We start from the raw sequence: 26,238 nt of genomic DNA, 5'->3' as shown, positions 1-26,238 counted from the left end.
GTCTGCCGGGTTCGGTTGGTCGCCGACTGCGGGTTGGGTGTGGCTGGTCGCGCAGTTCCCCGCGCCCCTGGGTAAGTTGGGCGCGTCCCATGTCCCATGACGCGCCCCTTGTCTTTGCTCCTCAGCCCCAGCTCTGGGAGTACTGGCGGCGGTATGCGGCCCTGTCCTGTTCGGTGCGGATGAAGCGGGTCGCGGCCAGCGCCACCAGGCTGCCCGCGATGACCAGCATGCCGGGGCCCACGTTGCGCGGGTCGGCGAGGCGGTCGACGATCTCCGAGAGCGCGCCGGCGCCTTCCACCTGTTCCAGGGCGCCCGGCTCGACGGCGTTCGGGGCGGTGCTGTCCTCAGGGGTGTCTCCCGTGGCGCCCGCGGAGGCCGTGGCCTGGGGGGCCGCCTGAGGAAGGCCGGCGAGCTGGACATTGAGGTCTTCCAGGGCCGGAGTCAGGGGCTGGAAGAACGTCGTGCCACCCGACTGGCAGTCCCCGTTGCCACCCGAGGTCACGCCCAGGGCCACTCCCTCGGAGAAGAGTGGACCGCCGCTGTCGCCGGGCTCGGCGCAGACCGTGGTCTCGATGAGACCGGTGACCGTGCCCTCGGGGTAGTTGACCGTCGCGTCGAGGCCGGTCACCTCGCCGTTGCGGAAACCGCTGGTGCTGCCGCTGCGGAACACCCGCTGGCCCACCGCCGCCTCCCCGACGGAGGTGATGCGGACCCCTCGGCCGTCACCGACCGCGACCACGTTGGAGGAGTTGCTGGGCGCGTCCTCCAGATACCGCACCAGCGAGTAGTCGGCGCCGGGGAAGTTCGTCGCGGTCGTCCGGCCGATCTCCTGCTGCCCCTGGTCGTCGGAGAACCACACCGAACCCTCGGGGCCGCAGTGCCCTGCGGTGAGCATGAACTCGTTCTCGCCGTCGGTCACATTGAAGCCGATCGAACAGCGACCGCCGGTGCCGAAGATCGGCTGGGCGCCGTTGAGGCGCATCGTGTACGAGCCCTCGGTGCGCTCCATCCGCACGGACCCGCCGATCTCCTCGGCGAGGCCCGTCAGCTTCTTCCAGTCCTTGGCGGAGACCGTGCTGTCGGCCCGGACGACGACCTCGTTGGACGCGGGGTCGATCGCCCACGAGGTGCCCGACACCCGGGGCGCCGAACGCAGGGCCTCCGTCGCGGACTTCAGGTCCTTCCCGCTGTACTCGACCATCTTGGGCCGGGCCCCGGCCTCCTCGACCTCGGCCGCCGCCTCCTCGTCGGTGACGGCGACCACGGGCCGGCCGTCGTCGGCGATCCAGGTGCCCGCCGTGCGGTCGGAGCCCAGCTTCGTCACCAGGCCCGTACCGGTGCCCGATGCCGCCAGCACCGCGCTCCGGGCGGGCGGTTCGGCGGATTCGGTCGCCATCGCCGCCTGTGTGACCATCAAGGCCCCGCAGAGCAGTCCACCGACCGCTGTCAGCCGTGCCACTCGCTTCACGACTCGTCGTCGTGCGTGCCTCATTACCTGGCTCCCGAACCCCGTCCGACACGGCGTCAACACCGCGAGGGCGTCCGGTCCTTGAGCGCCCTCCCTCTATACGTGCGGCGGTCGCCGAGTGTTCACCGGTCGGTGTCGATGCACATGGTCACCAGTCCGCTTCGACGTACCCGAGCGTCCGGTTCATGGCGATCGCGTGGGCGTTGGCGGGATGGTGCAGCGTACGGACGGTGCTGACCCCGCACATCCCGGCGAAGCCGATGCCGAACGTCTTCATGGCGAGCGAGAGGCCCCGGCCCCGGTGGCAGGACCGTACGCCGGTCATCTCGTTGAAGACGAAACCCGACTTCCGGCGGTCCGAGGTGGCCGCCATCCCGACCCACCGCTCCCCGTCGAGGGCCACCACGACCCCGCGCGGATCGTAGGCGGGCGCCTCGAAGCGGAGCCGGTGGTACTCCTCGTAGGAGAAGAACTCGCCGCGCTCGGGGATGTCCGCCGAGCAGACCTTGTTGAGTTCGTACAGTGCCCGGCGGTTGTCCGGGGTGTCGCCCAGCTCCGAGAGCGTCGTCAGCCTGATCCCGGAGGTGCGGCACTTGTCGACGTACGGCTGGAAACGCGCCAGGTCGAAGTCGGTGACGTCCAGTTGCAGCCTGACCCAGTCGATCGTCATCAGAGCTTGCCTCCCACTCCGCAGTACATGGCAACTTCCTTGGGTTCACCTGGTGGGGGGTTGTCCGGGCCCGTCGGCTCCGGGCGCCAGCGGGTGCACGAGACGACGCCCGGATCGAGGAGGTCGAGCCCGTCGAAGAAGCGGGCGATCGCCGCCGGAGTGCGCTGGGTCAACGGAGGGGTGCCGTGCGCGTTCCACCAGGCGGCCGCCACGTCCACGTCGGGCCACTCCGGGCTGGTGATGGTGTGCGAGAGCACCAGATGACTGCCCCTGGGCAGGGCGTCCATCAGACGGCGCGCGATGCCGTACGGGTCCTCGTCGTCGCGGACGAAGGCCAGCACGTCGAGCAGCATCAGCGCGACCGGCTGGGTCAGGTCCAGGGTGCGCGCGGCGTGTTCGAGGACCGAGTCGACGTTGCGCACGTCCTCGTCGACGTGGTCCGTACGGCCCTCGGGCGCGCTCGTCAGCAGGGCGCGGGCGTGGACCAGGACCAGCGGGTCGTTGTCGACGTAGACGATCCGGGAGTCCGGGGCTATGCGCTGGGCGACCTCATGGGTGTTCTCGGCGGTCGGCAGTCCCGCCCCGATGTCCAGGAACTGCCGGAGTCCCAGGTCGGCGGTCAGATGGCGCACGGCCCGCCTCAGGAACTGCCGGTCCGCGAGGGCGTAGTCGCGGATGCTCGGATGCAGTCGATGTATCTCGTCGCCGGCCTTCCGGTCGACCTCGTAGTAGTCCCCGCCGCCGAGCCAGTAGTTCCAGATCCGGGCGGCGCGCGGCCGTGTGGTGACGATACGGCTGTTCAACGACGAGGAGGGGAAGTCCGAGGCTGCCGGGTTGTCCGTCACGGCACCAACTCCTGGATCTTCTGTGAAGGTGCATAGTCAACGGGCAATGTAGACCCGCAGGTTGGTGTTCGCCCCCACTTCGGCGATCTTCATAGGGTCCGGGACGGCCTGCCCCTCGGGGCGATCTTTCCGCGGGCCGCCGGGTGAATGAACGTCGAACCCCTTCTACCAATCGGTAACTTCTGTGTGGTCTTCCGTCCATGAATGGGCATGAACATGTCGGGCGCGGTGAAGGTCGGATCGATCTCACCGCTTTGACATCGGAAAAAGGGGACGAACATGACAGCAAGCGGTGTGGGACGCCGTATCACGACGGTCGCGGCGGTGGCCGCGCTCGGCCTCGGCGGCTCGGTGACGGCGGCGGTCCCGGCGGCCGCGGCGCCGAGCGAGGCCGCCGTCGCCGCGGCCGCCGCCGAGGTCGACTACGCGACCTGGCAGCAGGATGTGAAGGCCGTCATCGACACGGCGACGCCCTACATCACCCAGCGCACCGCGAATGCCTCCGGCCAGAAGCTCGCCATCGTCTTCGACATAGACAACACCACGCTGGAGTCGCACTACACGCCCTGGTACCAACTGCCCACCCCGGCGCTGAAGCCCTCCCTGGACCTGGCCACATACGCCAAGTCCCGTGGCGTCGCGGTCTTCTTCGTCACCGCTCGCCCCGGCATCATCCACAGCGTCACCGACTGGAACCTCAAGACCGTCGGCTACCCCGTCGACGGCCTGTATGTGCGCGACCTGCCCGACCTGTTCGAGGAGGTCTCCGCCTACAAGACCGCCTCGCGCGCGGACATCGAGTCCGACGGCTACACGATCATCGCCAACGTCGGCAACAACACCACCGATTTGGTCGGCGGCCATGCCGAGCGCACCTACAAGCTCCCCGACTACGACGGCCTGCTCGACTGACACCGTCCACGGTTCCCGGACGTGCGCCCGCCGGCCCCGGTCGACGGGCGCACACCCGACCGATGAAGGGGCGGCCTAGACTCCCGTCCATGGCCGACGACACCGCGCTCGACGCGCTCGCTGCGGGCAACTACCTGCTGATCACCACCTACCGCAAGAACGGCACCGCCGTCCCGACCCCGGTCTGGGTGGTCCGCGACGGGGACGCCCTCGGTATCTGGACGGTCAGCGACTCCTGGAAGGTCAAACGGATTCGCAACCGCGCGGACGTCCTCGTCGGCCCATGCGACCTGCGCGGCAACCCCACCGGCGATTCCGTCCCCGCCCGCGCCGAGATCCTCGATGCCGCGGGCACCGCCCACTACCGCCGTCTCCTCGCCCGCAAGTACGGCCTCCTCGGCCGACTCACCCTCCTCGGCAGCCGCCTCCGCCGTGGGACTTCCGGCACGACGGGCATCCGCGTCACCCTCACCCCATGAGACCCCCATGAGACACCGGATGGGATGACGTCGCCTCAGGCGTAGAACGGGGCCGGCGTCGCCCAGGTCGTCGAACCGAAGACATGCGGATCGTCGATGGTGATCCTCACATCACTCACCTTGAGACCGTACTGGGTCGCGGTCATCCCCTCGGGGCAGTTCACCTCCACCGGGGCGAAGTTGACGAAGAAGGGCGGACCGAAGTCCCGGTCCGGGTAGTCGCGGAACTGGGTCAGCAACCAGCGGCTGTCGGGTTCGAAGTAGACCGGCGACAGGGGCTGTTGGACCGTGCGGACGACGAAACTCGTGTCATGGTCGAAGCTTCCGTCGGCCCGCAGACAACCGAAGGTCCGGGCCGTGTCCGCGTACGCCTGGAAGTACCCTCCCTCGCTGTTCAGCCCTGCTGTGTATCCGGGCTGGGCGCGGACGTTGTGCAGGGTGGCCTTGAGCTCGAAGCCCCCGCAGCCCGGAGTCGCGAAGTACTGGTGGTACCGCAACAGACACTGACGTTCGCCGGAGGATGCGTTGGGGTCGGGACTGTAGGGCTGGGGGACGACGGCCCGCCGGAACTCCACGGTCGCCGAGATACCACCCTCCGTGGGCGCCGGAACCTCGACCGTGGTACTCGCCCGGGCCGCCCCCGGACCGGCGAGGACAAGGCCCGCCCCCACGAATAAGGCGACGATCAGACGCACCGACAGCGCACGCATGCTTCTCATGACTCGGAACACCCCCCTTGTGCACCTGGGTGCACACTCACTCGAACAGTGGCATGTGCACGCTATCGAGGAAGAGGCTGCCTATCCGGCATACGTCCCAACCCTCACAAACGGAGCGCACACCCCACGGCCGCCGAGAACACATCCGAGCCGCTGCCACCCGGGCTTCCCCGGGCTGAGGGCCGGCGGCTGCCGGGCGTCGACTTCGATGGCACCCCCTACGACCCCTCGCCCGCATGCCCCGTCCGCCATGCCCAGGCCGCGATCTCCACGCGGTTCCGGGCGGCGAGCTTCAGCTGGATGCTCGCCAGATGGGTCTTGACCGTGGAGAGGGAGACGAACATCGACGCGGCGATCTCGGCGTTGGTGTGGCCGAGAGCGACGAGACGTACGACGTCGAGCTCGCGGTCGGTCAGCGCCTCCTGGGGACGGCTCACCTCCGGGGCGCCGACACTGTCCTGCTTCTCCGCCGTGACGTGCTTCAGAAGGCGGACCGTCACCGACGGGGACACCAGGGAATCGCCGACCGCCGCCGCGCGTACCGCCTCCGCCAGCAGCGTCGGACCCGAGTCCTTGAGCAGGAAGCCGCACGCACCGCCGCGCAGCGCGCCGTACACATACTCGTCGAGGTCGAACGTGGTCACCACGACCACCCGCATGGGATCGGCGACACCGGGCCCGGCCAGCAGCCGGGTCGCCTCCAGGCCGTCCAGCTTGGGCATACGAATGTCCAGCAGACAGACATCCGGCCGCATCTCGCGGGCCAGCCGTACGGCCGTCTCGCCGTCGGAGGCCTCGGCCACCACGGTGATGTCCGGCTGTGCGTCGAGAAAGAAACGGAAGCCGGTGCGGACCATGTCCTGGTCGTCGGCGATCAGGACGCGGATCGGGCTGCGGTCGGTCATGGGCGCATCATGCCTGAGTCGAGGAGACGGGACAGAGAGCGGGTGGCTGGACGGGGTCGTCGCGTCGGCCGGGGGCCCGCCCGTCGGACGGGCCTCCAGGGGCCCTCGGCGCTCTCCGTCAGTCCGGGTCCTGGGCACGCTCGGCCGTCACCTTCCGCAGCAGCGGCCTGCTTCCGGCGAGCGCCGCGAACATGGTCACCGTGCCGACCACCACACAGAAGGCGAGCCGTATGGCGCCGGAGTCGTCCGGTGCCGCATGGAACGCCTCGTTGACCTTCATCCCGGCATAGATGCCGGTCGCCGTCGTCCCCCCGGCCAGGACCACCAGCGGTACCGCGGTCTCCCGAATCCGCGCCCGGTCGAGGACCTTGAGCGGCGTACCGGCCAGCCGCAGCAGTCCGTACACCCGCCGTCGGTCCAGTACCGTCGCCGCCGCCGTGAGCCCGGCGGAGGCCGCAGCGACGAGGAAGCCGACGGCGAGGACCGCGAGCCCCATCTGACCGATCAGCCTGGTCGTCATGTCGCTCTCGACCTCGATGTAGTCCTGTGTGAACGGCAGGTTCCCCGGCGAGAGCGACAACAGCGCCGTCGTGGCCTCGTCGATCCGCGCCTGACCGCCCTCGACCTTCGCCACGATTCCGGCGTAGCCGGTCAGCAGCCCGTCCCACTGGTCGTCGCCCCGCGCCCGCACGGTCGCCCTCACCCCTGCCTCGGATAGCAACTCACGGGCCTTGACGGCGAGTTCACGTGGATTCTGGTCCGAAGCGCGCACGGCGACCTGATCGGGATACCCCGTGCCGACGACGCCGATCTGACCGACGGTGAAGAACCCGGCGACGAGGCCCGCCAGCACCAGCCCGCTGACGGTCCGCCAGGCACCACGCGGATCGTCACTGAGCCGGCGCGCGGCCAGCAATGTCGCCGGACGGCGCGCGAAGCGCCCCAGCACCCTGCCGAGCATGTCCACGACCCACGGGCCCAGCGTCCAGAACGCCCCGTACACCAGGATGATCAGCGCGATCTGCTGTCCGGTGCTCAGCCCGCCCCCGTGTGCGCTCACCACCACGTACAGCAGGACGGCCACGAACAACACCAGCCGGATCATCCGTGTCCGCCGGGGATTCGCCTGCTGCGCCACACCCAGCGGTGACCGCGCCACACCGCGCAGCATGCTCGTCGCGCTGACCGCCGTGAGGACGGCGACGACCGCCACCATCGCGAGCACCCACCCGAGGCCGACCCACAGATCACCGGAGTACCAGGTGCCGATGCCGTACGGCAGCCCCGCCAGGACCGGGATCGACAGGCCGTAGGCGAGTGCGCCCACGCAACCGCCGGCCAGGCCGACCACCGCCGACTCGGCACCGGTCATCGCGAGGATCTGCCTCGGTGTCGCACCCGCCAGCCGCAGGGCCGCGAGACGCTGCTCACGACGGGCCGCACCGAGCCGACCGGCGGCCGAGGCCAGCACGATCACCGGTACGACGAGGATGGCTCCGCCCATGACCGCGGTCTGCTGGTCGAACTTCGTGAACTGGCTCGGTCTCGTCCCGGCGAAGCCGTCGACGCGGGCGTGTCCGGCCAGGGTGTCGAAGTCGTCTCCCTCCGGCGCTCGGGTGATCGCCGGGTCGTCGGGGGCGTGGCCGACGACCGCGACGAGTTCCTCGGGGGAGCCGAGACCGGCCTCGCCGATCGTGCCGTAGTCGGTACTGCTGGAGAACCGGGCCGCGAGTCGCTTCTTCGGCAACTCCCCCATCAGCTTCTCCAGAGCGGGGGAGAGATAGGTGTGGCCGGGGGACGGGAAGCTGTCCAGGCCCGGTGGGGCGGGGGTCGCGGGGCGGTTCGGGAGCTGGGCCAGTGAGACTACGGTGATCGGCTTGTGGTCCACATACATGGTGGCCAGGGTCTGTACGGCCGTGGCCTCCTTCGCGGGCACGGCGTCAGGGGTGCGCCAGGCCGTTCGGTCGGCGCGGGTGCCCGCGCCGAGGGCGGCGGCGAGCAGCAGAAGCAGGACGAGGGCGCCGACGGCTGCCGCGGCGGCCGAGAGAAGCTGGCTCTGCAGGCCACGTCGGCCCGAGGAGCGGGCCAGGTGCCAGGTGAGGGGGAGGACGGGGGAGCGCATTTGGGTACTCCGGAGAGGACTTTGGTGCCTGATAGCTCGGTCGGGATGGTGAGTTGGCGGGTACGGGTGGGTGCGGGCCGGTCGCGCCCACGCGGCGGAGCCGCACATCGATAGAGCCCCACGCCCCTCGAATGTCGGGTTGCGCCCTCCTGCGAGGCCGGGCTGCGCCCTCCGCCAGAGGCAGATGGCCGGGCTGCGCCTCCTTCAAGGCCCGGCTGCGCCCTCTACCGGAGGCTTCGGCCCGCACTGTGGCGTCGGTCTTTGCCGGAGGCGGTGGTGTTCACACCACCGTGTACTGGCTGAAGCCGCTGATCTGGCCGTCTCTCACCTGGAGTATGCGGTCGCAGTGGGCGGCCACCTCGGAGTCGTGGGTGACCATGACCAAGGACGCGCCCTGGTCTCGGGTGACCGAGGTGAGGAGGCGGATGACCTCCTCGCCGGTGCTCTGGTCGAGGGCGCCGGTCGGCTCGTCGGCGAAGACCACGTCCGGTTCCACGGCGAGGGCGCGGGCTATGGCGACCCGCTGGGCCTGACCGCCGGAGAGCTGGCCGGGGCGGCGCCGTTCCAGCCCGGTGAGGCCGAGTGGGGCGAACCAGCGGCGGGCCCGCTTGACGGCCTGGCGGCGGGGCACGCCCTCCAGCATCAGCGGCAGCGCCACATTCTCCTCGGCGGGCAGCTCCGGCAGCAGCTGGCCGAACTGGAAGACGAACCCGAAGCGCTTGCGACGCAGGGCGCTGAGCCTGTTCTCCCCCCAGTGGTCGATGCGGTCGCCGCGCAGCAGCACCTCACCGTCGTCGGGGCGGATGATGCCGGCGAGGGTGTGCAGAAGCGTGGACTTGCCCGAGCCGGAGGGGCCCATGATGGCGAGGGACTCACGCTCGGCGACGCTCACGTCCACCCCGGCCAGGGCGGTGGTCTTGCCGTACTTCTTGACGAGGCCGTGACCGGCCAGAACGGTGCTCATGGGAGGGCGGGTTCCTTTCCTCTGCCCTGACCGCCGGTGACATGGGCCTTGATCACCGGCGCGTGCGGATCTGACTACTGACGCTCGAACTTCCACGTGACCTTGGTGTCGCTCGCCTTGACCACGGTCACCGGTATCGAGAGCGCCTCGCCGTCTCCGCCCTTCGCCGTGCAGGTGATCTCCGTGCCCGACTCCGCCTTGAGCGCGGGGCACTTCACGTCCGACAGGTCGGTGCCGACCCAGGGCAGCGGGCTGTACTTCGACTCGGTGCGACCGGCGACGATGTTGCCGTTCAGCGCCTTGGCGCCGTCGACCTTGACCGTGTTGTACTCGTCGAGTCCGGTGGTCGACTCGGTGCCGCTCAGCGCGTAGGTGAGAGCGCCGCCGCCGACGGCCACGGCGGCGATCGCGGCGCCGGTGATGATCAGAGGCTTGCGTTCCATCGAGTGCTCCAGTGTCGGGAGAGGGAAGGTGCGGTCGAGGTCGTCCGCTGTGACGTCACCAACATCTCCCGGCGCCGGGGGCGCCCGCCTCGGCCGAACGGCCAGGCTTCCCGGCCCGTCCGGCGGGCCTCCTCAGCCGTACGGCCGATACGGCGGGCCTCGTGGCTGCCTACTGTGATGGGCGTGAACCTCGCGCTCGACATCAAGGAACCCACGGACGACGGCACCCAGGGGCCGGCACGTCCCCCCCGACCGGGCTGCCTGCGTATAGGCGGCATCGTCGCCCTGCTGCTGCTCTGCGCGTCCGACTTCCTGTTTCTCGAGGAGGAGTCGGATGTCGGCACCCTCTGGTTGCATCTGATCGTCCTGCTCGTCGGCCTGGCGGCACTGCTGTGGCCGGTGCGTCGGCGGCCCGACTGGCTCACGCCTCAGCTGCGCACCGGCGTGCCTGCCGTCGTGACCATGGCGTACCTGACGGTCCTGCTCGTGGTCGGAGACGTGGGCGGCTTCGGCCCGGGGCTCGCGGTCGTGTTGGTGAGCCTGCTGATGACCGCCATCCGCACCTGCCCACCCGGCTGGGCCCTGTCCTGCGGCCTGCTCGACGGCACCGCCCTGCTCGCCCTCACGCTTCCGTACTACTCCGTCGATTCCGACGCCAGCCTCTTCGGCGTGGCCACGGGGACGCTGTTGATAGGCGGGGGCCTGGCCGGGCTCGCCGCCTATCTGCGTACCCTCGACCACCGGCGCGGTCAGGCCGTCATCGAGACCCGCCGCTCAGAGCGCCTCGCCATGGCCGCCGACCTGCATGACTTCGTGGCCCACCACGTCACCGGCATACTCGTGCAGACCCAGGTCGCCCGGCTGATGGCCACCACCGAGGCCGAGCGAGCCCACACGGAGGCTTCCCCCGACGAAGCCTGGGCCAGGCTCGACCCCGTGCTCGCGGGCATAGAGCGCGCCGCGACGGAGGCGCTGGCCTCCATGCGCCGCACGGTCGGCGTTCTGCGTGAACACGACGACGACACCGAGGCCGACCGCCGCCCGGTCGGCGACCTGGCGGCCATCGACGAGCTGGTCCGGGGCTTCGACGGCGTCGGCGGTGTCGACGGACGCACGGCCCGGCTCGACCGTGCCCCCTCCCTCCCCGACGATCTGCCGCACGAAGTGCAGACCGCCGCCTTCCGCGTGGCGCAGGAGGCTTTGACCAATGTCCGCCGGCATGCCGCCGACGCCACCGAGGTCACCGTCTCCCTCCGCTATGCCCGCGGCGACCTGGAGGTCGCGGTCCGCGACGACGGCCGGGGCGGCGCCCGGCTCCCCGAGGCGGCCCGCGGCGGCGGCTTCGGACTGGTCGGCCTCACCGAACGCGTCACCGCGCTCGGCGGCCGTATACAGGCCCGCCCCCGCGAGGACGGCCCAGGTTGGGAGGTCCTCGCCGTGCTCCCGGCCGAGCCCGCCGCCGGATGAGCTGAACTTCCGGGCCGGGCTTCCCGTATCTCCTCACGGGGATGGCGGGAGACCGCGTGTACGGAGGGAGACCAGCGTGTCCACACCGCCCGAGCCCGGGCAGAGGGCGAAGCGGCCCACGATCGAGCCGACGTATGTCATACGCCGACGCCGGACCGAGGCCCTCGCGGAGCTGCTGCGCGAGATGGAGCTGTACAAGGGGACGATCACCCCGGACGACGAGTACGAGACCGTCGCTGTGCCGCCGGTGACGGAGTCCACCCCGGGCCCGAAGCCGTCCTCGGCCTCGCCCCGGCCTTCGGCCAGGCGTCGGGGGCGAATCCTGCCGCAGCCGGAGGAGCCCGAGACCGAGGAACTGCCCCCGGTGGTGGTCGGCGAGGACTTCGGCGCCGACCAGGTGGTCTCTGGCGGACGACGGCAGCGGCGCCGCCCGGCACCCGCGGGCGCCGGTCTGAAGCGGGCCGCGGTGGTCGTCGGCGTGGGCGCGGCGGCCCTCCTCGGCTTCGGCGCCGCCCTGCTGCTGCCCGGCGCCGACAAGGACAGCGAGGCGAGCCCGGCCCCCACCCCGACCCCCACGGCCCCCGACACCCCCGCCCCCGCACCGGATGACGGCGTCGACCCCGACGGCGCCGGCACCCTTCGCGAGGGGGACACCGGCCCCGAGGTCTCCGAACTCCAGGAGCGGCTGCGCCGCATCCCGAACGTGTACGACAACGGCTCCACCTCGGGTCAGTACGACGTCGTACTGCGGGAGGCGGTGGCCCGCTTCCAGCTCTGGTACGGCATCCGGGGCGACGAGACGGGTGTCTACGGCAACGACACCCGCAAGGACCTGGAGTCCCGCACGACGCTCTAGCCGCTCGGGCGGGGCCGAACCCCGGTGCAGACCCGGCGCACCCCCGCTGTACCCGGGTTGTTGCCCCGCCCCGAACGGACCATCCTTGCCATATGGTGACGAAGGGGTCGGGTTCGTCCTGGGCTGCCCCGGGCGGTGAGGCGATGGCGGTGGTCGACGCGCACGGCCTCGTCACCGGCTGGAGCGAGGGCGCCCGGCGCCTCACCGGGTGGGCGCCCGAGGAGGTGTCCGACCGCCCGGTGGTGGATCTCGTCCACGGCGATGTCTCCATCCTTTGGCGCACCCTGCTGAGGTACGGCGACGGACTGGTGATCCTGCGGTACCGGGACGGGCGCCTCCAGGAGCTGAGGGTGCGGATGTCCCCGCTGCGGGGTGCGGGCGGCGGGCGGCACGGTTTCGTCTTCACGGTCTCCCCCAACCCCGATGAACGGGCTCTTGGCGAGCTGGCCTTCAAACAGGCCTCGATGTCCATGTCGATCTTCGACACCGGCCAGCGCTATCTGCGCATGAACGACTGGGCGTGCCGGGTCATGGGCCAGCCCGAGGAGGAGTTTCTGCACCGCTACTTCCCGGACACCGTGGAGAACGCCGCGCACAGCCGGGGTTTTCTCCGGCATCTGGAGATCGTGGTGGAGACCGGGCAGCCGGTGCACTACGAGAGCTGGACCCGTTCGCCGTCCGGGCGGCGTATGCACGCCTGGAGCTTCGAGATGTGGCCGGTGCACGACCACGCCGGAGAGCTGATCGGCACCGCGCTCGCCGGATTCGACAGCAGCGAGCAGTACTGGGCCCGCCAGCGCCTCGCCCTGCTGAACGAGGCCGCCGGGTCCATCGGCACCAAGCTCGACCTCTTCCAGACCGCCCGCGAACTCGCCGAACTGGTCGTGCCCCGGTTCGCCGACTTCGCCAGTGTCGATCTGCTGGAGTCCGTCCTCCAGGGCGAGGAACCGGAGACGGTCCCGATGGACGGCGGTGTGCGACTGCGCAGGGCCGCCCACCAGTCCCGTACGCCCGGTGTCCCGGAGGCGGCGATCGGCCTGGGCTCCGCCGATGTCTACCCGGCCTTCTCACCACCTGCCCGAGCCCTGCTCACCGGCGAAGCCGTGCTCACCCGCACCGGCGACCACCACCTCGACACCTGGTTCGCCCGGCACGGGCCGCGCTCCGCCAAACTCGACGAGGCCGAGGACCACGAGCTGTCGTTCATGGCCGTACCGCTCGTCGCCCGGGGCACCACCCTGGGCGTGGCCGTCTTCGTCCGCGTACTGACCCCGGAACACCCCGACGCGTTCGACCAGGAGGACGTCTCACTCGCCGAGGAACTGTCCAGCCGGGCCGCCGTCTGCGTCGACAACGCCCGCCGCTACACCCGGGAACGCACGACCGCGCTGGCCCTCCAGCGCAGTCTGCTGCCCAAGGCGATGGCGGGACAGGCGGCCGTGGAGTTCGCCTCCCGCTATCTGCCGGCGCTCTCCCAGGCAGGGGTCGGCGGCGACTGGTTCGATGTGATCCCGCTGTCCGGGACCCGGGTCGCACTGGTCGTCGGTGACGTCGTCGGCCATGGTCTGCACGCCTCCGTCACCATGGGGCGGCTGCGCACGGCGGTGTGGGCGCTCGCCGATGTCGATCTGCCGCCCGACGAACTCCTCACCCACCTCGACGACCTCGTCGAACACCTCGCGGCCGGCGACGGCACCGGAAACAGCGAGATCGGCGCCACCTGTCTGTACGCCGTCTACGACCCGGTCACCCGCACCTGTTCCATGGCCTCCGCCGGGCATCCGCCACCCGTGGTCGTCCGCCCCGACGGCGGTATCGAGGTCATCGAGGTGGCCGCCGGACCGCTGCTCGGCGTCGGGGGACTGCCGTTCGAGGCCACCGAGTTGGAGCTGCCCGAGGGCTCGGTGCTGGCCCTCTACACCGACGGTCTGATCGAGGCCAGGGACCGCGATGTCGACACCGGTACGGCCGCGCTGTGCGACGCCCTGCGCGGGCCGATGGACAGTCTGGAGCGCGCCTGCGACACCGTGCTCAAGGATCTGCTGCCCGAGACGCCCGCCGACGACGTGGCCCTGCTCATCGCCCGCACCCGTGCCCTCGACGCCGAACAGGTCGCGGTGTGGAACCTGACCGACGACCCGGCGCTCGTCGCGGGCGCCCGCAAGCTCGCCACCGACCAACTCGTCACCTGGGGCCTGGAGGAGGCAGTCTTCGTCACCGAGCTCGTCGTCAGCGAACTCGTCACCAACGCCATCCGCTACGGCGGCGCCCCCATCCAACTCCGCCTCATCCGCGACCGCACCCTCATCTGCGAGGTCTCCGACGCGAGCAGCACCTCACCCCATCTGCGGCGGGCCCGCAGCTTCGACGAGGGTGGCCGGGGCCTCCTGCTCGTCGCCCAGCTCACCGACCGCTGGGGCAGCCGCCCCAGCGGCGCCGGCAAGACCATCTGGGCCGAACAGGCACTGCCTCCGGTCCTGTGACCACGACCGTCGCCGTCCACGACCGTCGTCGACCGCGACGGTCGGTCCCGTGCAAACGTCCTCGACCCCCGCGAAAGACCGCCGACCGACCACCGGCCGACCGACCACCGGCCGACCGACCATCGGCCGAACGCCGAACGCCGAACGCCGAACGCCGAACGCCGAACGCCGAACGCCGAACGCCGAACGCCGAACGCCGAACGCCGAACGCCGTACCCGACTACCGACTACCGGCCGGGCCACCGGCCGACGGTCGACCGCCGACTTCCCACCGACCGACCACCGTCCACCCCCTGAAACGACTGTTGGGGGATGGCCCCAGCCACCCCCCAACAGCCCCGCGATCAGCCGGAGTTACCGCTTCCGCAGCCGCACCGACACCCCGTGCGCCGTGAAGACCTGCTCCGCCGTCCACCCCTCGACGGCCACGCTGACCTCGGCGAACCGGCCCTGCAGGGCGCGCGCCCCGATGACCGCCACCGTGCTGCCGTCACGCGGCGCCTGCTCGGCGTCGAAGCGGATCACCAGCGAGGCGCCCTTCTCCAGGACCGCACGCCCGTCCACCACGAGGGCCGCGTCGCCGCCCCGGTCCAGCGTGACGTCGAGGACACCGGCCTGCGCGTACGCGCCCCGCACCCGCACGGTGCGGTCGCCGGTGCGCAGCGTGCCGCCTGCCACCTTGACGTCACCGCGCCCGAACGCCTCCCTCGAACCCGCCGCGAGGACACCCGCCTCGACGGTGGTGCCGCCGGTGTAGCGGTTGGCGCCGGCCAGCGTCAGCGTGCCCGTGCCCCGCTTGACCAGACCGCCGGAGCCGGAGATGTCGTTGCGCCAGGTGTCGGCCGCGTGGAAGCCGCCGAGCGAGGCGTCCATCGTCACCTTCACGTCCGCCGCGAACGCGCCGTAGGCGTCCGCCGCCGCGAACAGGTTGAGCCGGCCCCACTGCTCCCAGCCGTCCAGCAGGACGTACCCGGAGGGCAGCGCGGTGGTGCGCAGCACCTCACGCCGCTGCTCGGCGTCGAGGTACGGCAGCCGCGTCTCCAGCAGGACCTCGGCGCCCTTGGGCACGGTCAGGTCCTCGGACTTGCCGCGCCGGGTCAGCACATACGTCAGCTTCGGCTCGACGAGACGCGCGTTGGCCCTGCGGTCGGCGTACGGGTCGTCGGCGTCCGAGTGCGCGTATGCGAGGAGCGTGTCGGCGGTGGTGCCCGTCTTCGCCGTGAAGTACTCCAGGGCCTGCTTGCGGGCGGCGGCCTTCAGTTCCGCGTTCTTCGGGTCGGCCAGCGCGGCGGCGGCCAGCGCGGTGGCCATGATCCGGCCGCCCATCACATCGAGCGCGGAGTGCATGCCCGAGACGATCCGGTCGTGGCTCGCTTCGAAGGCGCGGGTCACCATCTCCTGAAAGCGCTCCGGTATGGCGTACGCGTAGGCCAGGGACGCCAGGTGGAGGGCGTTGGTGTGCCCGCTGGGGAAGCCGCCGTCCGTGGCCGGGTCCTCGCCGCGCTGCCGCAGCAACTGCGGGACGACGATCACGTCGGAGTCGTACACCGGGAACCCGAACTCGTCGGTCGTGCCGGTGTCGGCGACCTCGCTGTCCTCGTTCATCCGCCAGGGGCGGGGGTACTGGTAGGCGAACTTGGCGGGATTGCTCGACGCGAACGGCCCGCGCACGGTGTTGACCAGCTCGGCCACCTTGCCCAGTTCGGAGGTGGTCGAGCCGGCGCCGTTGGCGGAGCCCGCGGGGGCGTCGGCGGGGACGGAGTCGCTGATCTTGCCCGACGGGGTGCCGTCCGGGGCGGAGGTGATCGCGGTGACCGCCATCGCGCCCGCCTTGTACAGCTCCGCGAGCGGGCCGAGACCGGTGATCACCGAGTAACTCTGGTGCTGCCGGTCGGTGATGAAGGCCTCACGGGCCTGCGCCTCGGTGCGGCGGGCGGTGACCCGGGCGCTGTACAGCATGTTGGCGCGCGTCACCTCCGGCAGCAGCGAGGTGCCCGTGTTCCAGGCGCCCCCGGTCTTCCAGATCTCCGCGAAGCCGCCGAGGGCGCGGACCACCGCGTTGGTCTCGGGGGTGAGGTTCGCGGTGATGTTGGTGGTGTAGTCGTCCACGAACGCGGCGGGGCTCGTCGTCGCCTTCGCGTCGGCGGCTCCCAGCCACGACACGAAGGTGGGCGCGGCCAGCACCCCGGCCGAGACACCGAAGGAGGTCCGGAGGAATCCTCTTCTGTTCACGGCGAGTTCACTGACCGACGAGTCGGAGTGGTGCCCGGCGGATGACGGCATGCGTCTGCCTCTCTTCAGTTCTTCGGCCGTTCGGCCGGGAGGTCGTTGCGATGACAGCCGTGGGGCGGGGGAAGACGTTCGAGCCGGAAGGCGCCCCATGAGGCTACGAGCGAAGATTTACGGGCGAGTTGTGTCGGACGGGGGCGGACCCGGCGTCCGGCAGGTGTCACAGAAGTGAACGCGCCAGCGCCACCGCCCCCTCGACCGGCGGCACCCGCAGCTGTTGTGACCTGGCTGTGGGCACCCTGTCCGAGAGGGCGGAGACAAAGGCGTCGTACAGGACGGGCTGGGCGAGGACGGTACTGCCCGCGACCACGACGTCGTCCACCGCGACGCCGCGGGCGGCGAGCCGGGCGACGAGCGAGGCCAGCGACCGGCCGCCCTCCTCGATGACCCGATGCGCGAGCGGAGAGCCCGCCTCGGCGGCGGCGAACACGGCCGGGGCATGCCGGCCCCACTCGGCGGAGATGTCCTCGGCGGCCTCCATCGCCGCCCCGATCGCGGGGACTTCGGCGACATCGAAGGAGGCGACGAGGCCGAGCGCGAGCGCGTCCGGCTCCTCCCCGCGGTCATGAGCCGCCCATACGGCGCGTGCGGCCTCGCGGACGAGTCCGGCCGCGCCGCCCTCGTCGCCGAGGACCGCGCCCCAGCCGCCCACCTGAACCGGGCGCCCGTCGGGGAACCTGCCCACCGCGACCGAACCGGTGCCGGCCACCAGACCGACACCCTTGTCCAGGCCCGCCGCGGGGACGAGGAGTTCGGCGTCGCCCACGACCAGCGCGGGCACGTCGAAGTGGAGTCGCAGGGCGGTGCGGATCGATGCGCACTGACGCGGGGTCTCACAGGCGTGACCGCCCACGGCCAGAGCGGCCGGGCGGACGCCCGTCGGAAGGGCCTCGGCGGTCAGGGCGGCCAGCCACTGGGCGGCGGCCACGGGGTCGTGCGGCCGCCAGCCACTGCTGGAGCGGACGTGATCGGCGGCCGGGGTGTCACCCGCGAAGGCGCGCAGTTGCGTCTTGGTGCCGCCCACGTCGATACCGACCACGAGGGGTACGGGTTCCTGCACGAATCCTCTTTCGTCGTTGCGCTGTGCGTGCGACGGCGGGCGAAGCCGTGCCTGGAGGAAGGGCAGTCGTACAACTAGGGAAGCCCCGGGACGGGCCTCTGACGGACCACGGCAGGCGAGTACCGTGACGTTCGTTAGGAAGTTAACTAACGAAGTACAGTGCGTCAAGAGAAAGCACGCACTCGACCACCGGACCGGCCCCACCGGGCCCTGGCGGGGAGAGAACGCGTGACCTCATGGCATCCCATCGCCGCCATCCCCGGCAGACGCTTCCACCAGGGCGCGGCGCTCGACCTTTCGTGGGAGAACTGTGGAACACGACGTGGCGGAAGCCCCCCGCCTGACCGAGAGCGCGAGCGCTGTCTTCGCCGTGCTGGCCCGGGCCGGCACGGCGACCCGCCCACAGCTCGCGAGCCTGGCGGGCCTGTCCAAGCCGACGGTGTCCTCCGCCGTCGCGGAACTGGAGAACGCCCGCCTCGCCGCCCACTGGGGCACCGCCTCCGGCACCACCGGCCGCTCCGCCGCCGTATACGGCCTCGGACCGGCCGCAGGCGCGGTGCTCGCCGTCGACCTGGGCCCCGCGCTCACCCGGGTACGCGCCTGCGCCCTGGACGGCACCCTGCTCGCCCAGGCCACCGGCTCCCGGGACGAGGCCGCCGACGTGGTCCGCGAGGCCGTCTTCGCGTTGCCCGAGGGCACCCCGCTGCGCTCCATCGTCGTCGCCGTCGGCGATGTCACCGCGGGGGAGGAGGGCGCCGGGCAGCGACCCGCGACCGCCAAGGCCGGGCCCGTCTTCGACGCCATGGCCGTCGCCCTGCCCCCGGGCGTGCCGGTCCATCTGGAGAACAACGTCAACTGCGCCGCGCTCGCCGAGCTGCACGAAGGTGCCGCCCGCGGCCGTGCCTCGTTCGGCTATCTGCGGATCGGCGTCGGTATCGGTCTCGGCATCGTGGTCGGCGGCCAGGTGCTGCGCGGGGCGAACGGGGCCGCCGGTGAGCTCGCCCGGCTGCCCTACCCCTGGAACGACGACGTGGAGCCGCGCCAGGAGGCCCTGGAGGAGTACATCGGCGCCCGCTCGCTGCTGCGCCGGGCCGCCGAGGCATGGCCGGACACCGACGGGCCCTGTCCGCGTACCGCCGACGAACTCTTCACGCTGGCCCGCCAGGGCCGTGCGGTGGCCTGCGGGCTTGTGGACCGGCACGCCGCCGACATCGGCCGGCTGGCCGCCGCCGTGACCGCCGTCCTGGACCCCGGGCTGATCGTCCTGGGCGGCAGCACCGGCGCGGACCCGCAGCTCCTCGAAGGGGTGCGGGCGGAGATGGCGCGGCTGAGCTGGCCCACCGAGGTGGTCAGCAGCACGGTCGGCGATCTCGGTACCGTGGTGGGCGCCTCCCGCCTCGCGGTGGCCCGGGGAGTCCAAACCGTAACCGATGCGGCGTGGGCGAAGGATTGACGGTTTCCGGCTCGGTCTGCCAATGTCCGGACAAGCGCTTTCTGAGTCGGCCGGGACGCCGGCTCGGAGCGAGCGTCCCGCCCGTACTCGACGTACGGCAATCGCACGAGGGCGTGCCCGTGCGGTGACGGCCACGACGGCCGGGGACCCTCGCCCGTCAGGAAGACGCGGCCGGGCGAGGCCGCGCCCCCCAGAAAGTGACTTTCCTGCAAAATGCACCAGTGCCGCTTCGGTCGGCGCCGTGCTCCGTCCCCTGCGACGAAAAAGGGATCGAAGATGACCAATGTAGGTGCGCGGCACTCCAGCCGACTCGGCCGCGGCGGTATGCGCCGCCTTGTCCCCCTCGCTGCCGTGGCCACGGCAGGTGCCATGCTGCTCTCCGCCTGCGGAGGGGAATCCGACTCGGGCGGCACCTCCAAGTCGCTGACGTTCTGGATCTCCACGGTTCCGGGGCAGGACGCGGGCTGGAAGAAGATGGTGGCGCAGTACGAGAAGGAGACCGGCGTCAAGGTCAAGCTCGTCAACATCCCCTACGACGGCTACGCGACGAAGCTGCGCAACTCCGCGCAGGCGAACTCGCTGCCCGACGTGGCGGCCGTGCCGGCGCTGGACCCGATCTGGTCGAACAAGCTGATCGACCTCAGCGACATCGCCAACAACAAGACGAACAAGATCAACGCCAACTTCGTCGCCAAGGACTCGTCCGGGAAGGTGCTGTCCATCCCCTCGGACGTCACCGCGTCCGGCATGTTCATCAACAAGTCGCTCTTCGAGAAGGCCGGCGTCGACTACCCGACCTCGCCCGACAAGACCTGGACCTGGACCGAGTTCATCAAGGCGGCGAACGAGGTCCGGGAGAAGACGAACGCCAAGTACTCCCTGACCTTCGACCAGTCGCCGTCCCGGCTGCGCGCCATGGTGTACGAGATGGGCGGCAAGTACGTCCACGCCGACGACTCCGGCAAGTTCTCGGTGGACGACGCGACCAAGAAGGCCGTGAAGACCTTCGTCGGATGGAACGACGACAAGACCATGCCGAAGTCGGTGTGGACCAGCGGCGCCGACCCGTCGGCCATGTTCCAGAGCGGTGACGTCGTCGCCTACTGGTCCGGCGTGTGGCAGGTCGCCGCCTACTCGGAGAGCATCACGAAGTTCGAGTGGGCGAGCGTCCCGACTCCCGCCCAGCCGGTGCAGGCCAGTGACGTCAACAGCGGTGGAATGACGGTCGGCTTCAACAACAACGCCGACGCGGCCGCCGCCGCGAAGAAGTTCCTGTCCTGGCTGTACGAGCCCGACCACTACAAGACGCTGTGCGAGACCTCCGGCTTCCTGCCGGTCGAGAGCGGTCTGAACCCGGAGTACCCCTTCAAGTCCGAGGCGGCGCAGGCGGCGTTCAAGCTCTACAACGAGTCCATCCCGCTCTACGACCCGATCTCCGGCTACTTCAACAGCGCGCAGACGAACTGGGTGCTGAAGGGCAAGAGCCTCGCCGACGACCCGACCAAGGCGGAGCTCGGCAAGGCGATCAACGGCGAGCAGTCGTCCGACAAGGCCCTGCAGAACATCGTCGACGGCTACAACCAGCAGGTCGGCGGCTGATCGCAGGCCGACAGGCCCGGGCGGCGGTGTCCCGACCCCGCCGCCCGGGCCCCCGGTCCCCGCGTGACGCCGGGCTCATGGCCTGAGCCCACCGGAACCCCATCCACCAGCACGGAGTCAGGAAGATGACAAAACGCGCCTCGGACGTGTCAAAGGTGTCCGTGAGCCCGCCCAGGAGACGCAGCAAGTACACCCTCGCACCGCTCGTCCTCATCGCGGGCAATGTCGTGCTCTTCGCGCTGTTCTTCGTCTGGCCGGCGGTGATCGGGCTCGTCTACTCCTTCACGAACTACACGGGCGTGGGCGCGTTCCAGTTCGTCGGACTGGACAACTACCAGACGCTGCTCGGGGACTCGACCTTCTACGCCGCGACGACCCGCACGCTGCTGTACACCGTGCTCTTCGTCCCGCTGAACTTCGTGTTGTCGCTGCTCATCGCCAATGTGCTGGTGAGCAAGAACGCCAAGGGCGCGTCGGTCGCCCGCGTCTTCTTCTTCATCCCGTGGCTGCTGTCGCCCATCATCGTGGGTGTCCTGTGGCGGTGGCTGTTCGGTGAGAACTTCGGACTGGTCAACTACTTCATCGAGAAGGTCGGCGGAAGCGCCGTTCCCTGGCAGTCGAACGCGGACCTGTCACTGATCGTGGTCGTGGTGGCGGCGGCCTGGGGCTGGACGGGCTTCTCCATGCTGCTGTTCATCGCGGCGATCAAGAACGTACCGACGTCGTACTACGAGGCGGCCGCGCTCGACGGCGCCGGTCCGTGGCGCCAGTTCTTCAGCATCACCCTGCCGAGCATCGCCCCCACGTCCTTCATCGTCATCCTGCTCAACACGATCCACGCGATGAAGGAATACGCGGTGTTCGCCTCCCTCAACAACGGCGGACCCGGAACGTCGAACAACCTGCTGGTCCAGTACATCTACCAGACGGGGTTCAAGTCGGGCCAGATCGGCTACGCGAGCGCCGCGTCCTTCGTGCTCATGCTCATCCTGATGGTCGTCGCGATGATCCAGATGATGGTCAACCGGCGGGTGGAGAACCGATGACAACCACAGACACAGTGCGCAAGGTCGACGCAGATTCCGTGCCGGCCGTCTCCAGGAAGCCGCGCCGCGGCGCGGCAAGCGGCGGGCTTCGGCGCGCGATTCCCGCGACGACTCTGCTGTGGGTCCTGGCGGCCCTCTACGGGCTGCCGGTGCTGTGGTTCGTCCTCAGCTCCTTCAAACCGGCGGGAGACCTGTTCTCCCTTCCGCTGACGCTGTTCCCGGACGACCCCACCGTGTCGGGTTACAAGGAAGCGTGGGCGAGCGCCAACTTCTCCGAGTACTTCATCAACACGACCATCGTGTGCGTGATCGCGACGATCCTCACGGTGGGAGTCAGCTGCTGCACCGGGTACGCGCTGGCCAAGTACGACAACAAATGGCTGAAGGCGTTCTTCCTCTGCATCCTGGCCACCACGATGCTGCCGGCCGAGGTCATGCTCGCCCCGCTGTTCCTGGTCGTCCGCGACCTCGGCCTCTACAACTCGCTCACCGGCATCATCCTCCCGGCCCTGCTCACCGCGACCGGGTGCTTCATGTTCCGCCAGTTCTTCCTGACGGTCCCCGACGAGCTGATCGAGGCCGCCCGCATCGACGGCGCGCGTGAGCTGTCGATCTTCCTGCGGATCATGGTGCCGCTGTCCCGGCCCATCATGCTGACGCTCGCCATCCTGTCGTTCCAGTGGCGGTGGAACGACTACATCTGGCCGCTGCTGATGCTCAACGACCCCGAGAAGTTCACCGTGCAGATCGGCATCCAGAGCCTCGTCGGTGCGCAGAACATCAACTGGTCGGTGCTGCTCGGCGGATCGGTCATCTCCATGGTCCCGCTGATCGTCGTCTTCCTGGTGTTCCAGAAGTACGTCATGAACGCCGACATCAACGCCGGCCTGAAGGACTGATCTTGTCCACCCCGCTCGACCACGAGTTCGTCCGGTCGGCGGCCCGCGCCGCCGACCGGACGGCCGCCCCCCTGGCGGCCGACCCGGACGTGGAACCCGTCGGAGTGCCGCACCGTGGTCTGGCGCACCGGGTGAAGACCCTGGTCGCGGCGTACCGTTCCCCGGACTCGGCACTGCACGGCAGCGAGCAGGCCGTCGCCGCCGCGATGACCCACCTCCGCGCCCTGCGGGCCGTGCAGACGCCCTCCGGTCTCTTCACGGGCGGCGACAACGTCCAGTCACCGCCCGACTCCGCGTTCACCGTCAACGACGTGTGCGACGCGCACGTCCTGGCGTCCGCCGCGGGACCGGAACTGCGCGAGGTCACGGCCACGCTCGCCGAGATCGCCGGCGCCGCCACCGGCAGTCTCCTGACCGGGGGCGTGCACACCCCGAACCACCGCTGGGAACTGAGCGCGGCCCTCGCCCGGCTGCACCGGTCGTTCCCCGACGACCGGCTGCTCGACCGCGTCGAGGAATGGCTCGCCGAGGGCGTCGACATCGACACGGAGGGCCTGTACTCGGAACGCAGCGCCGTCTACGCGTCCATCGTGACCAACCCGGCGCTGCTGTTGCTGGCCGAGGTGCTCGGGCGCAGCGACCTGCTGGACGCCGTCGAACGCAACCTCGCCACGACCCTGGACCTGATCAGGCCGGACGGCACGGTGGAGACCGTCCACTCGCGCCGCCAGGACCAGAGGCTTTCGTTCTCGCTGTGGCCCTACCTGCCGCACTACCGGCTGCTCGCGATCCGCACCGGCCGGGGCGACTTCGCCCGCGCGGCCCGCCTGGCGGCCGCCGACGGCATCGAGGACCCCGACCTGCTCGCCCAGACCCTCCTCACCCCGGATCTGTGCCGCGTCCTGCCGGCCCCGGACGCGGAGACACTTCCGCGCGCCCGGTACCTCACCACCGCACGCCTCGCGCAACACGCCTCGGCCACCGCGCACACGGTGGTGTACGGCGGCTCCGATGTGCCCGAGCACCGGCGCATCCGCTCGGGCCTCGCCTGCAACCCCACCTTCCTGCGCATGTTCGCCGGTGCCGCCGTCCTCGACGCGGTCCGCCTCTCGCGGGTCTTCTTCGACCTGGGCCCGTTCCGTGCCGCCGGCATGGAACAGCTCGCCGACAACCGGTACCGGCTCACCCAAACTCTCGCAGCCGCCTACTACCAGCCGCTCCCGAAGGAGCAGAGGCGCGCTGACGGCGCCTACCGCCTGGTGGACGAGGGCCGTTTCTCCGCAGCGATGGCCTTCCCGGACCGGCCGCAGGACGAGTTCTCCCACACGATCCGCGTCGAGGTGGACGTGCGGGAGGACGGCGCCGAGCTGCGGATCGACATCAGCGGACCACCGGTGCCCTGGTCTCTCGAACTCACCTTCCGGCCGGGCGGCGAGCCGCGGGGCGCCCTACCGCTCGCAGACGGACGCTGGTGCCTGACGGCCGAGCCGATGACGTACCGCGTCGGCGACGACGAGATCCGGGTCGAGGCCGCCGTCGAGACGGGCGAACCCCTCGCCGGACCGGACCGGTCCGATGTACTGCGCTACGACCCCGGGCAGGACTACACCGTGGCCGGCGGCACCGACGCGACGACCGGAAACCGCGTCTACCTCGGTGGGTACGGACCGCAGACACTGACCCTCACACTGCGCGCCACCTCTCAGTCATGAAGGGCTGATCTCCTTGCACCTCCCTCGCCAGCTCGGCCCGTTGCACGACCTGCCGGACTCTCCCGAGGCTTACGACGCCGTGCTCGCCGACGTCACCGAGCAGGCCCTCGCGCGCCTCACGCCCGAGGGAAACCTCGAACACCCCGACTGCGTCGACGACATCGGTGACACCTCCCTCGGCATCACCTCCCTGCTCGCGCTCGCCTGGCAGCGCACCAAGGACCCTCGGCTGCCGGAGGCGGTCCGCCGCAGCCTCGCCTTCCATCTGCGCGAGCGGGTGTACACCGAGGACAACCCCGGCTACCCCAATCTGCGGGCCCGCAACTCCGGTCTGCCGTACGCCCGTTACACCCTCGCGGCCGGTGCGCACCCCATCGGGGACTGGCCCAGCACGGTCTGGGCGCTGCTCCAGGCGGTCAACCTGCTGGACACGGCGGACGGTCTCGTCGGCGACGAACAGCGCGGCGAACTGCTCGCAGTGGCGCGCGGCTACTGGAGCTGGCTGACCGAGGCGACGTTCTTCAACCCCCAGGAGGCGGGCAACCAGGCGATCGGCTGCGTCGTCGGCGGGCTGATGCTGGCCGGCCATCTGCCGTCCCCCGACCGGGAGTCGGTCCGCTCGCGCGCCCTGGAGCTGTACACCGACGAGATCCGCGCCCACCGGGTCCGCGACCGCAGCGCCCTGCTGCCGCCCGAGCACGGCGGTGCCTACGACAACAACTACGGCCCGATCTCCCTGTCCTTCCTCGCCCAGGCACACCGGGTCAGCGGCGAGGAGATCTTCGCCGAGGACGGTGACGCCGTCGCCCGCTACATCGACGCCCGTCTGACGGGTGGCGGCTTCGACAACGGCGGTCCCCGCTACAGCGAGCAGCACTCCGCCTTCGAGTCGGTCCTGGGCCTGCGCTACTTCGGCGCCCGGATCGGCTCCGACCTCGGCCGCTACCGGGGCGACAGCCGCTGGGCCCGGCACGCGGCCAAGGCGGACGGCGGAGTCGACGGCCACTTCGCGTGGATGCTGGTCTGGCAGATCCAGGACCCCACCCGCTGGCACCGCGAGCCGTCCACCGCCGCCGCCCGGCACCAACTGCGCGCCGGCACGGTGTCGGTGGCGTTCGACGATCACATGACCCCGTCGGTGGTCGAGGCCGACGGCACGTACTTCCTGCCGGCCGCCGTCAACCGCCAGCACGGTTTCGGCCCGGTCGTCGACGGCTTCCTGCTCTGCCGCCCCATGGGCGAGGTCCGCGTCCGCGACGTCCGCGCCGACGGCCTGACCGCCAAGCTGGTCACCAAGCCGATCGTCACCCGCGACCATGTCCTGCGCCACGTCCAGTCCCTGTACGTCACCGACGGCACCCGTCTGTGGACCACGGTCGCCGTCGAACGCCTGCCCGGCGCCCCGTACCTCCTGGCGGGCCTGCCGTACGCGGCGGACGACGGCGACCGCCTGCGCCGGATCGCGGAGGCCGAGGTGACGTCCGCCGGCGACCTGCGGCTGACCCACCCGACCGCCGAGGGCCCCGACCACTTCGACGCCCGCACGGACACCACCCAGGAACTGGCCGCCTTCGCACTGGCCGCCGATCCCCGCGGCTACGGCAACCCCGACGAGGGCTGGCAGCATCTGGTGACCTCCACGGCGTACGAGGCGACCCCCGTCCCGGGCGCCCCGGACGACCTGAACGTCTTCGCGGTGCGCTACGGCCGCGGCGAACACCCCTTCGAGTTCGCCGTCGAACACACCCCGGAGGGTCTGCTCGTCCGCACGGAGGCGTTCACCGCGCTGGTCGGCGACCCGGCGGGCGACGAGAAGGGCGAACCGACGCTGACGCTCGGCGCCTGAG

21 protein-coding genes are annotated in these 26,238 nt (G+C 70.7%); 11 read left to right on the top strand and 10 right to left on the bottom strand.

Annotation, left to right across the window (positions count from 1 at the left end; all coding sequences use genetic code 11):
- Positions 1-121 precede the first annotated feature (121 nt).
- The 3 genes from ACWD4G_RS09535 to ACWD4G_RS09525 all read right to left on the bottom strand — a co-directional run bounded on the left by ACWD4G_RS09535 (position 122) and on the right by ACWD4G_RS09525 (position 2,983).
- Positions 122-1,492 (bottom strand): S1 family peptidase, encoded by a 1,371-nt coding sequence (locus tag ACWD4G_RS09535; protein ID WP_451291908.1) that lies wholly within the window; start codon positions 1,490-1,492, stop codon positions 122-124.
- Between the two features lie 124 nt (positions 1,493-1,616).
- Positions 1,617-2,138: a GNAT family N-acetyltransferase gene (locus ACWD4G_RS09530; RefSeq protein ID WP_451291906.1), complete on the bottom strand. Its 522-nt coding sequence runs from the start codon at positions 2,136-2,138 to the stop codon at positions 1,617-1,619.
- The gene (locus tag ACWD4G_RS09525) at positions 2,138-2,983 is read right to left on the bottom strand and encodes an SAM-dependent methyltransferase (protein ID WP_451291904.1); all 846 of its coding nucleotides are present in this window, start codon (positions 2,981-2,983) and stop codon (positions 2,138-2,140) included. The genes ACWD4G_RS09530 and ACWD4G_RS09525 overlap by 1 nt, the downstream gene beginning before the upstream one ends.
- A 279-nt stretch (positions 2,984-3,262) precedes the next feature.
- Here ACWD4G_RS09525 and ACWD4G_RS09520 point away from each other — a divergent pair, with 279 nt between their 5' ends.
- On the top strand, positions 3,263-3,895 hold the full coding sequence (locus ACWD4G_RS09520; RefSeq protein WP_451291902.1) for an HAD family acid phosphatase: 633 nt from the start codon (positions 3,263-3,265) through the stop codon (positions 3,893-3,895).
- Between the two features lie 89 nt (positions 3,896-3,984).
- Positions 3,985-4,374, top strand: a complete 390-nt coding sequence (locus ACWD4G_RS09515) for a PPOX class F420-dependent oxidoreductase (RefSeq protein ID WP_451291900.1) — start codon at positions 3,985-3,987, stop codon at positions 4,372-4,374.
- Positions 4,375-4,409: 35 nt separating this feature from the next.
- Here ACWD4G_RS09515 and ACWD4G_RS09510 read toward each other — a convergent pair whose 3' ends face one another.
- From ACWD4G_RS09510 to ACWD4G_RS09490, 5 genes are all read right to left on the bottom strand, one after another.
- Complete coding sequence (locus ACWD4G_RS09510) at positions 4,410-5,093, bottom strand: hypothetical protein (protein ID WP_451291898.1); 684 nt, start codon at positions 5,091-5,093, stop codon at positions 4,410-4,412.
- Positions 5,094-5,311: 218 nt separating this feature from the next.
- Positions 5,312-5,998: a response regulator gene (locus ACWD4G_RS09505; RefSeq protein ID WP_451291896.1), complete on the bottom strand. Its 687-nt coding sequence runs from the start codon at positions 5,996-5,998 to the stop codon at positions 5,312-5,314.
- A 118-nt stretch (positions 5,999-6,116) separates the two neighbouring features.
- A complete protein-coding gene (locus ACWD4G_RS09500; RefSeq protein ID WP_451291894.1) occupies positions 6,117-8,120 on the bottom strand; it encodes an FtsX-like permease family protein in 2,004 nt (667 codons plus the stop codon).
- 280 nt (positions 8,121-8,400) lie between these two features.
- Positions 8,401-9,084 (bottom strand): ABC transporter ATP-binding protein, encoded by a 684-nt coding sequence (locus ACWD4G_RS09495; protein WP_451291892.1) that lies wholly within the window; start codon positions 9,082-9,084, stop codon positions 8,401-8,403.
- Positions 9,085-9,158: 74 nt separating this feature from the next.
- The gene (locus ACWD4G_RS09490) at positions 9,159-9,527 is read right to left on the bottom strand and encodes a DUF4333 domain-containing protein (protein ID WP_451291890.1); all 369 of its coding nucleotides are present in this window, start codon (positions 9,525-9,527) and stop codon (positions 9,159-9,161) included.
- A 183-nt stretch (positions 9,528-9,710) separates the two neighbouring features.
- Between ACWD4G_RS09490 and ACWD4G_RS09485 the strand changes: the two genes are divergently transcribed.
- The 3 genes from ACWD4G_RS09485 (at position 9,711) to ACWD4G_RS09475 (ending at position 14,333) form a co-directional block, all read left to right on the top strand.
- The gene (locus ACWD4G_RS09485; RefSeq protein ID WP_451291888.1) at positions 9,711-10,994 is read left to right on the top strand and encodes a sensor histidine kinase; all 1,284 of its coding nucleotides are present in this window, start codon (positions 9,711-9,713) and stop codon (positions 10,992-10,994) included.
- A gap of 76 nt (positions 10,995-11,070) precedes the next feature.
- Positions 11,071-11,850 carry a peptidoglycan-binding domain-containing protein gene (locus ACWD4G_RS09480; protein WP_451291886.1) on the top strand — a complete coding sequence of 260 codons (780 nt, stop codon included), beginning with the start codon at positions 11,071-11,073 and terminating at the stop codon, positions 11,848-11,850.
- Positions 11,851-11,942: 92 nt separating this feature from the next.
- Complete coding sequence (locus ACWD4G_RS09475) at positions 11,943-14,333, top strand: SpoIIE family protein phosphatase (RefSeq protein WP_451291884.1); 2,391 nt, start codon at positions 11,943-11,945, stop codon at positions 14,331-14,333.
- A gap of 354 nt (positions 14,334-14,687) precedes the next feature.
- Here the strand turns inward: ACWD4G_RS09475 and ACWD4G_RS09470 are convergent, their stop codons facing one another.
- Positions 14,688-16,616 carry a phosphatase PAP2 family protein gene (locus ACWD4G_RS09470; RefSeq protein ID WP_451291882.1) on the bottom strand — a complete coding sequence of 643 codons (1,929 nt, stop codon included), beginning with the start codon at positions 16,614-16,616 and terminating at the stop codon, positions 14,688-14,690.
- Between the two features lie 166 nt (positions 16,617-16,782).
- Entirely contained in the window at positions 16,783-17,682 is a 900-nt protein-coding gene (locus ACWD4G_RS09465; protein WP_451291880.1) for an N-acetylglucosamine kinase, read from the bottom strand.
- A gap of 322 nt (positions 17,683-18,004) precedes the next feature.
- Between ACWD4G_RS09465 and ACWD4G_RS09460 the strand changes: the two genes are divergently transcribed.
- From ACWD4G_RS09460 to ACWD4G_RS09435, 6 genes are all read left to right on the top strand, one after another.
- Positions 18,005-19,135: an ROK family transcriptional regulator gene (locus ACWD4G_RS09460; protein ID WP_451291878.1), complete on the top strand. Its 1,131-nt coding sequence runs from the start codon at positions 18,005-18,007 to the stop codon at positions 19,133-19,135.
- Positions 19,136-19,411: 276 nt separating this feature from the next.
- On the top strand, positions 19,412-20,734 hold the full coding sequence (locus ACWD4G_RS09455) for an ABC transporter substrate-binding protein (RefSeq protein WP_451291876.1): 1,323 nt from the start codon (positions 19,412-19,414) through the stop codon (positions 20,732-20,734).
- A gap of 125 nt (positions 20,735-20,859) precedes the next feature.
- Entirely contained in the window at positions 20,860-21,780 is a 921-nt protein-coding gene (locus ACWD4G_RS09450; RefSeq protein WP_451291874.1) for a carbohydrate ABC transporter permease, read from the top strand.
- Complete coding sequence (locus ACWD4G_RS09445; protein ID WP_451291872.1) at positions 21,777-22,679, top strand: carbohydrate ABC transporter permease; 903 nt, start codon at positions 21,777-21,779, stop codon at positions 22,677-22,679. The genes ACWD4G_RS09450 and ACWD4G_RS09445 overlap by 4 nt, the downstream gene beginning before the upstream one ends.
- A gap of 2 nt (positions 22,680-22,681) precedes the next feature.
- Positions 22,682-24,391 (top strand): hypothetical protein, encoded by a 1,710-nt coding sequence (locus ACWD4G_RS09440; protein WP_451291870.1) that lies wholly within the window; start codon positions 22,682-22,684, stop codon positions 24,389-24,391.
- A 13-nt stretch (positions 24,392-24,404) separates the two neighbouring features.
- On the top strand, positions 24,405-26,237 hold the full coding sequence (locus ACWD4G_RS09435) for a hypothetical protein (RefSeq protein WP_451291868.1): 1,833 nt from the start codon (positions 24,405-24,407) through the stop codon (positions 26,235-26,237).
- The last annotated feature ends 1 nt before the right edge of the window (position 26,238 follow it).

It is taken from the genome of Streptomyces sp. NPDC002643, assembly GCF_053592555.1.
This window is presented reverse-complemented; position numbering and strand designations above follow the sequence as displayed.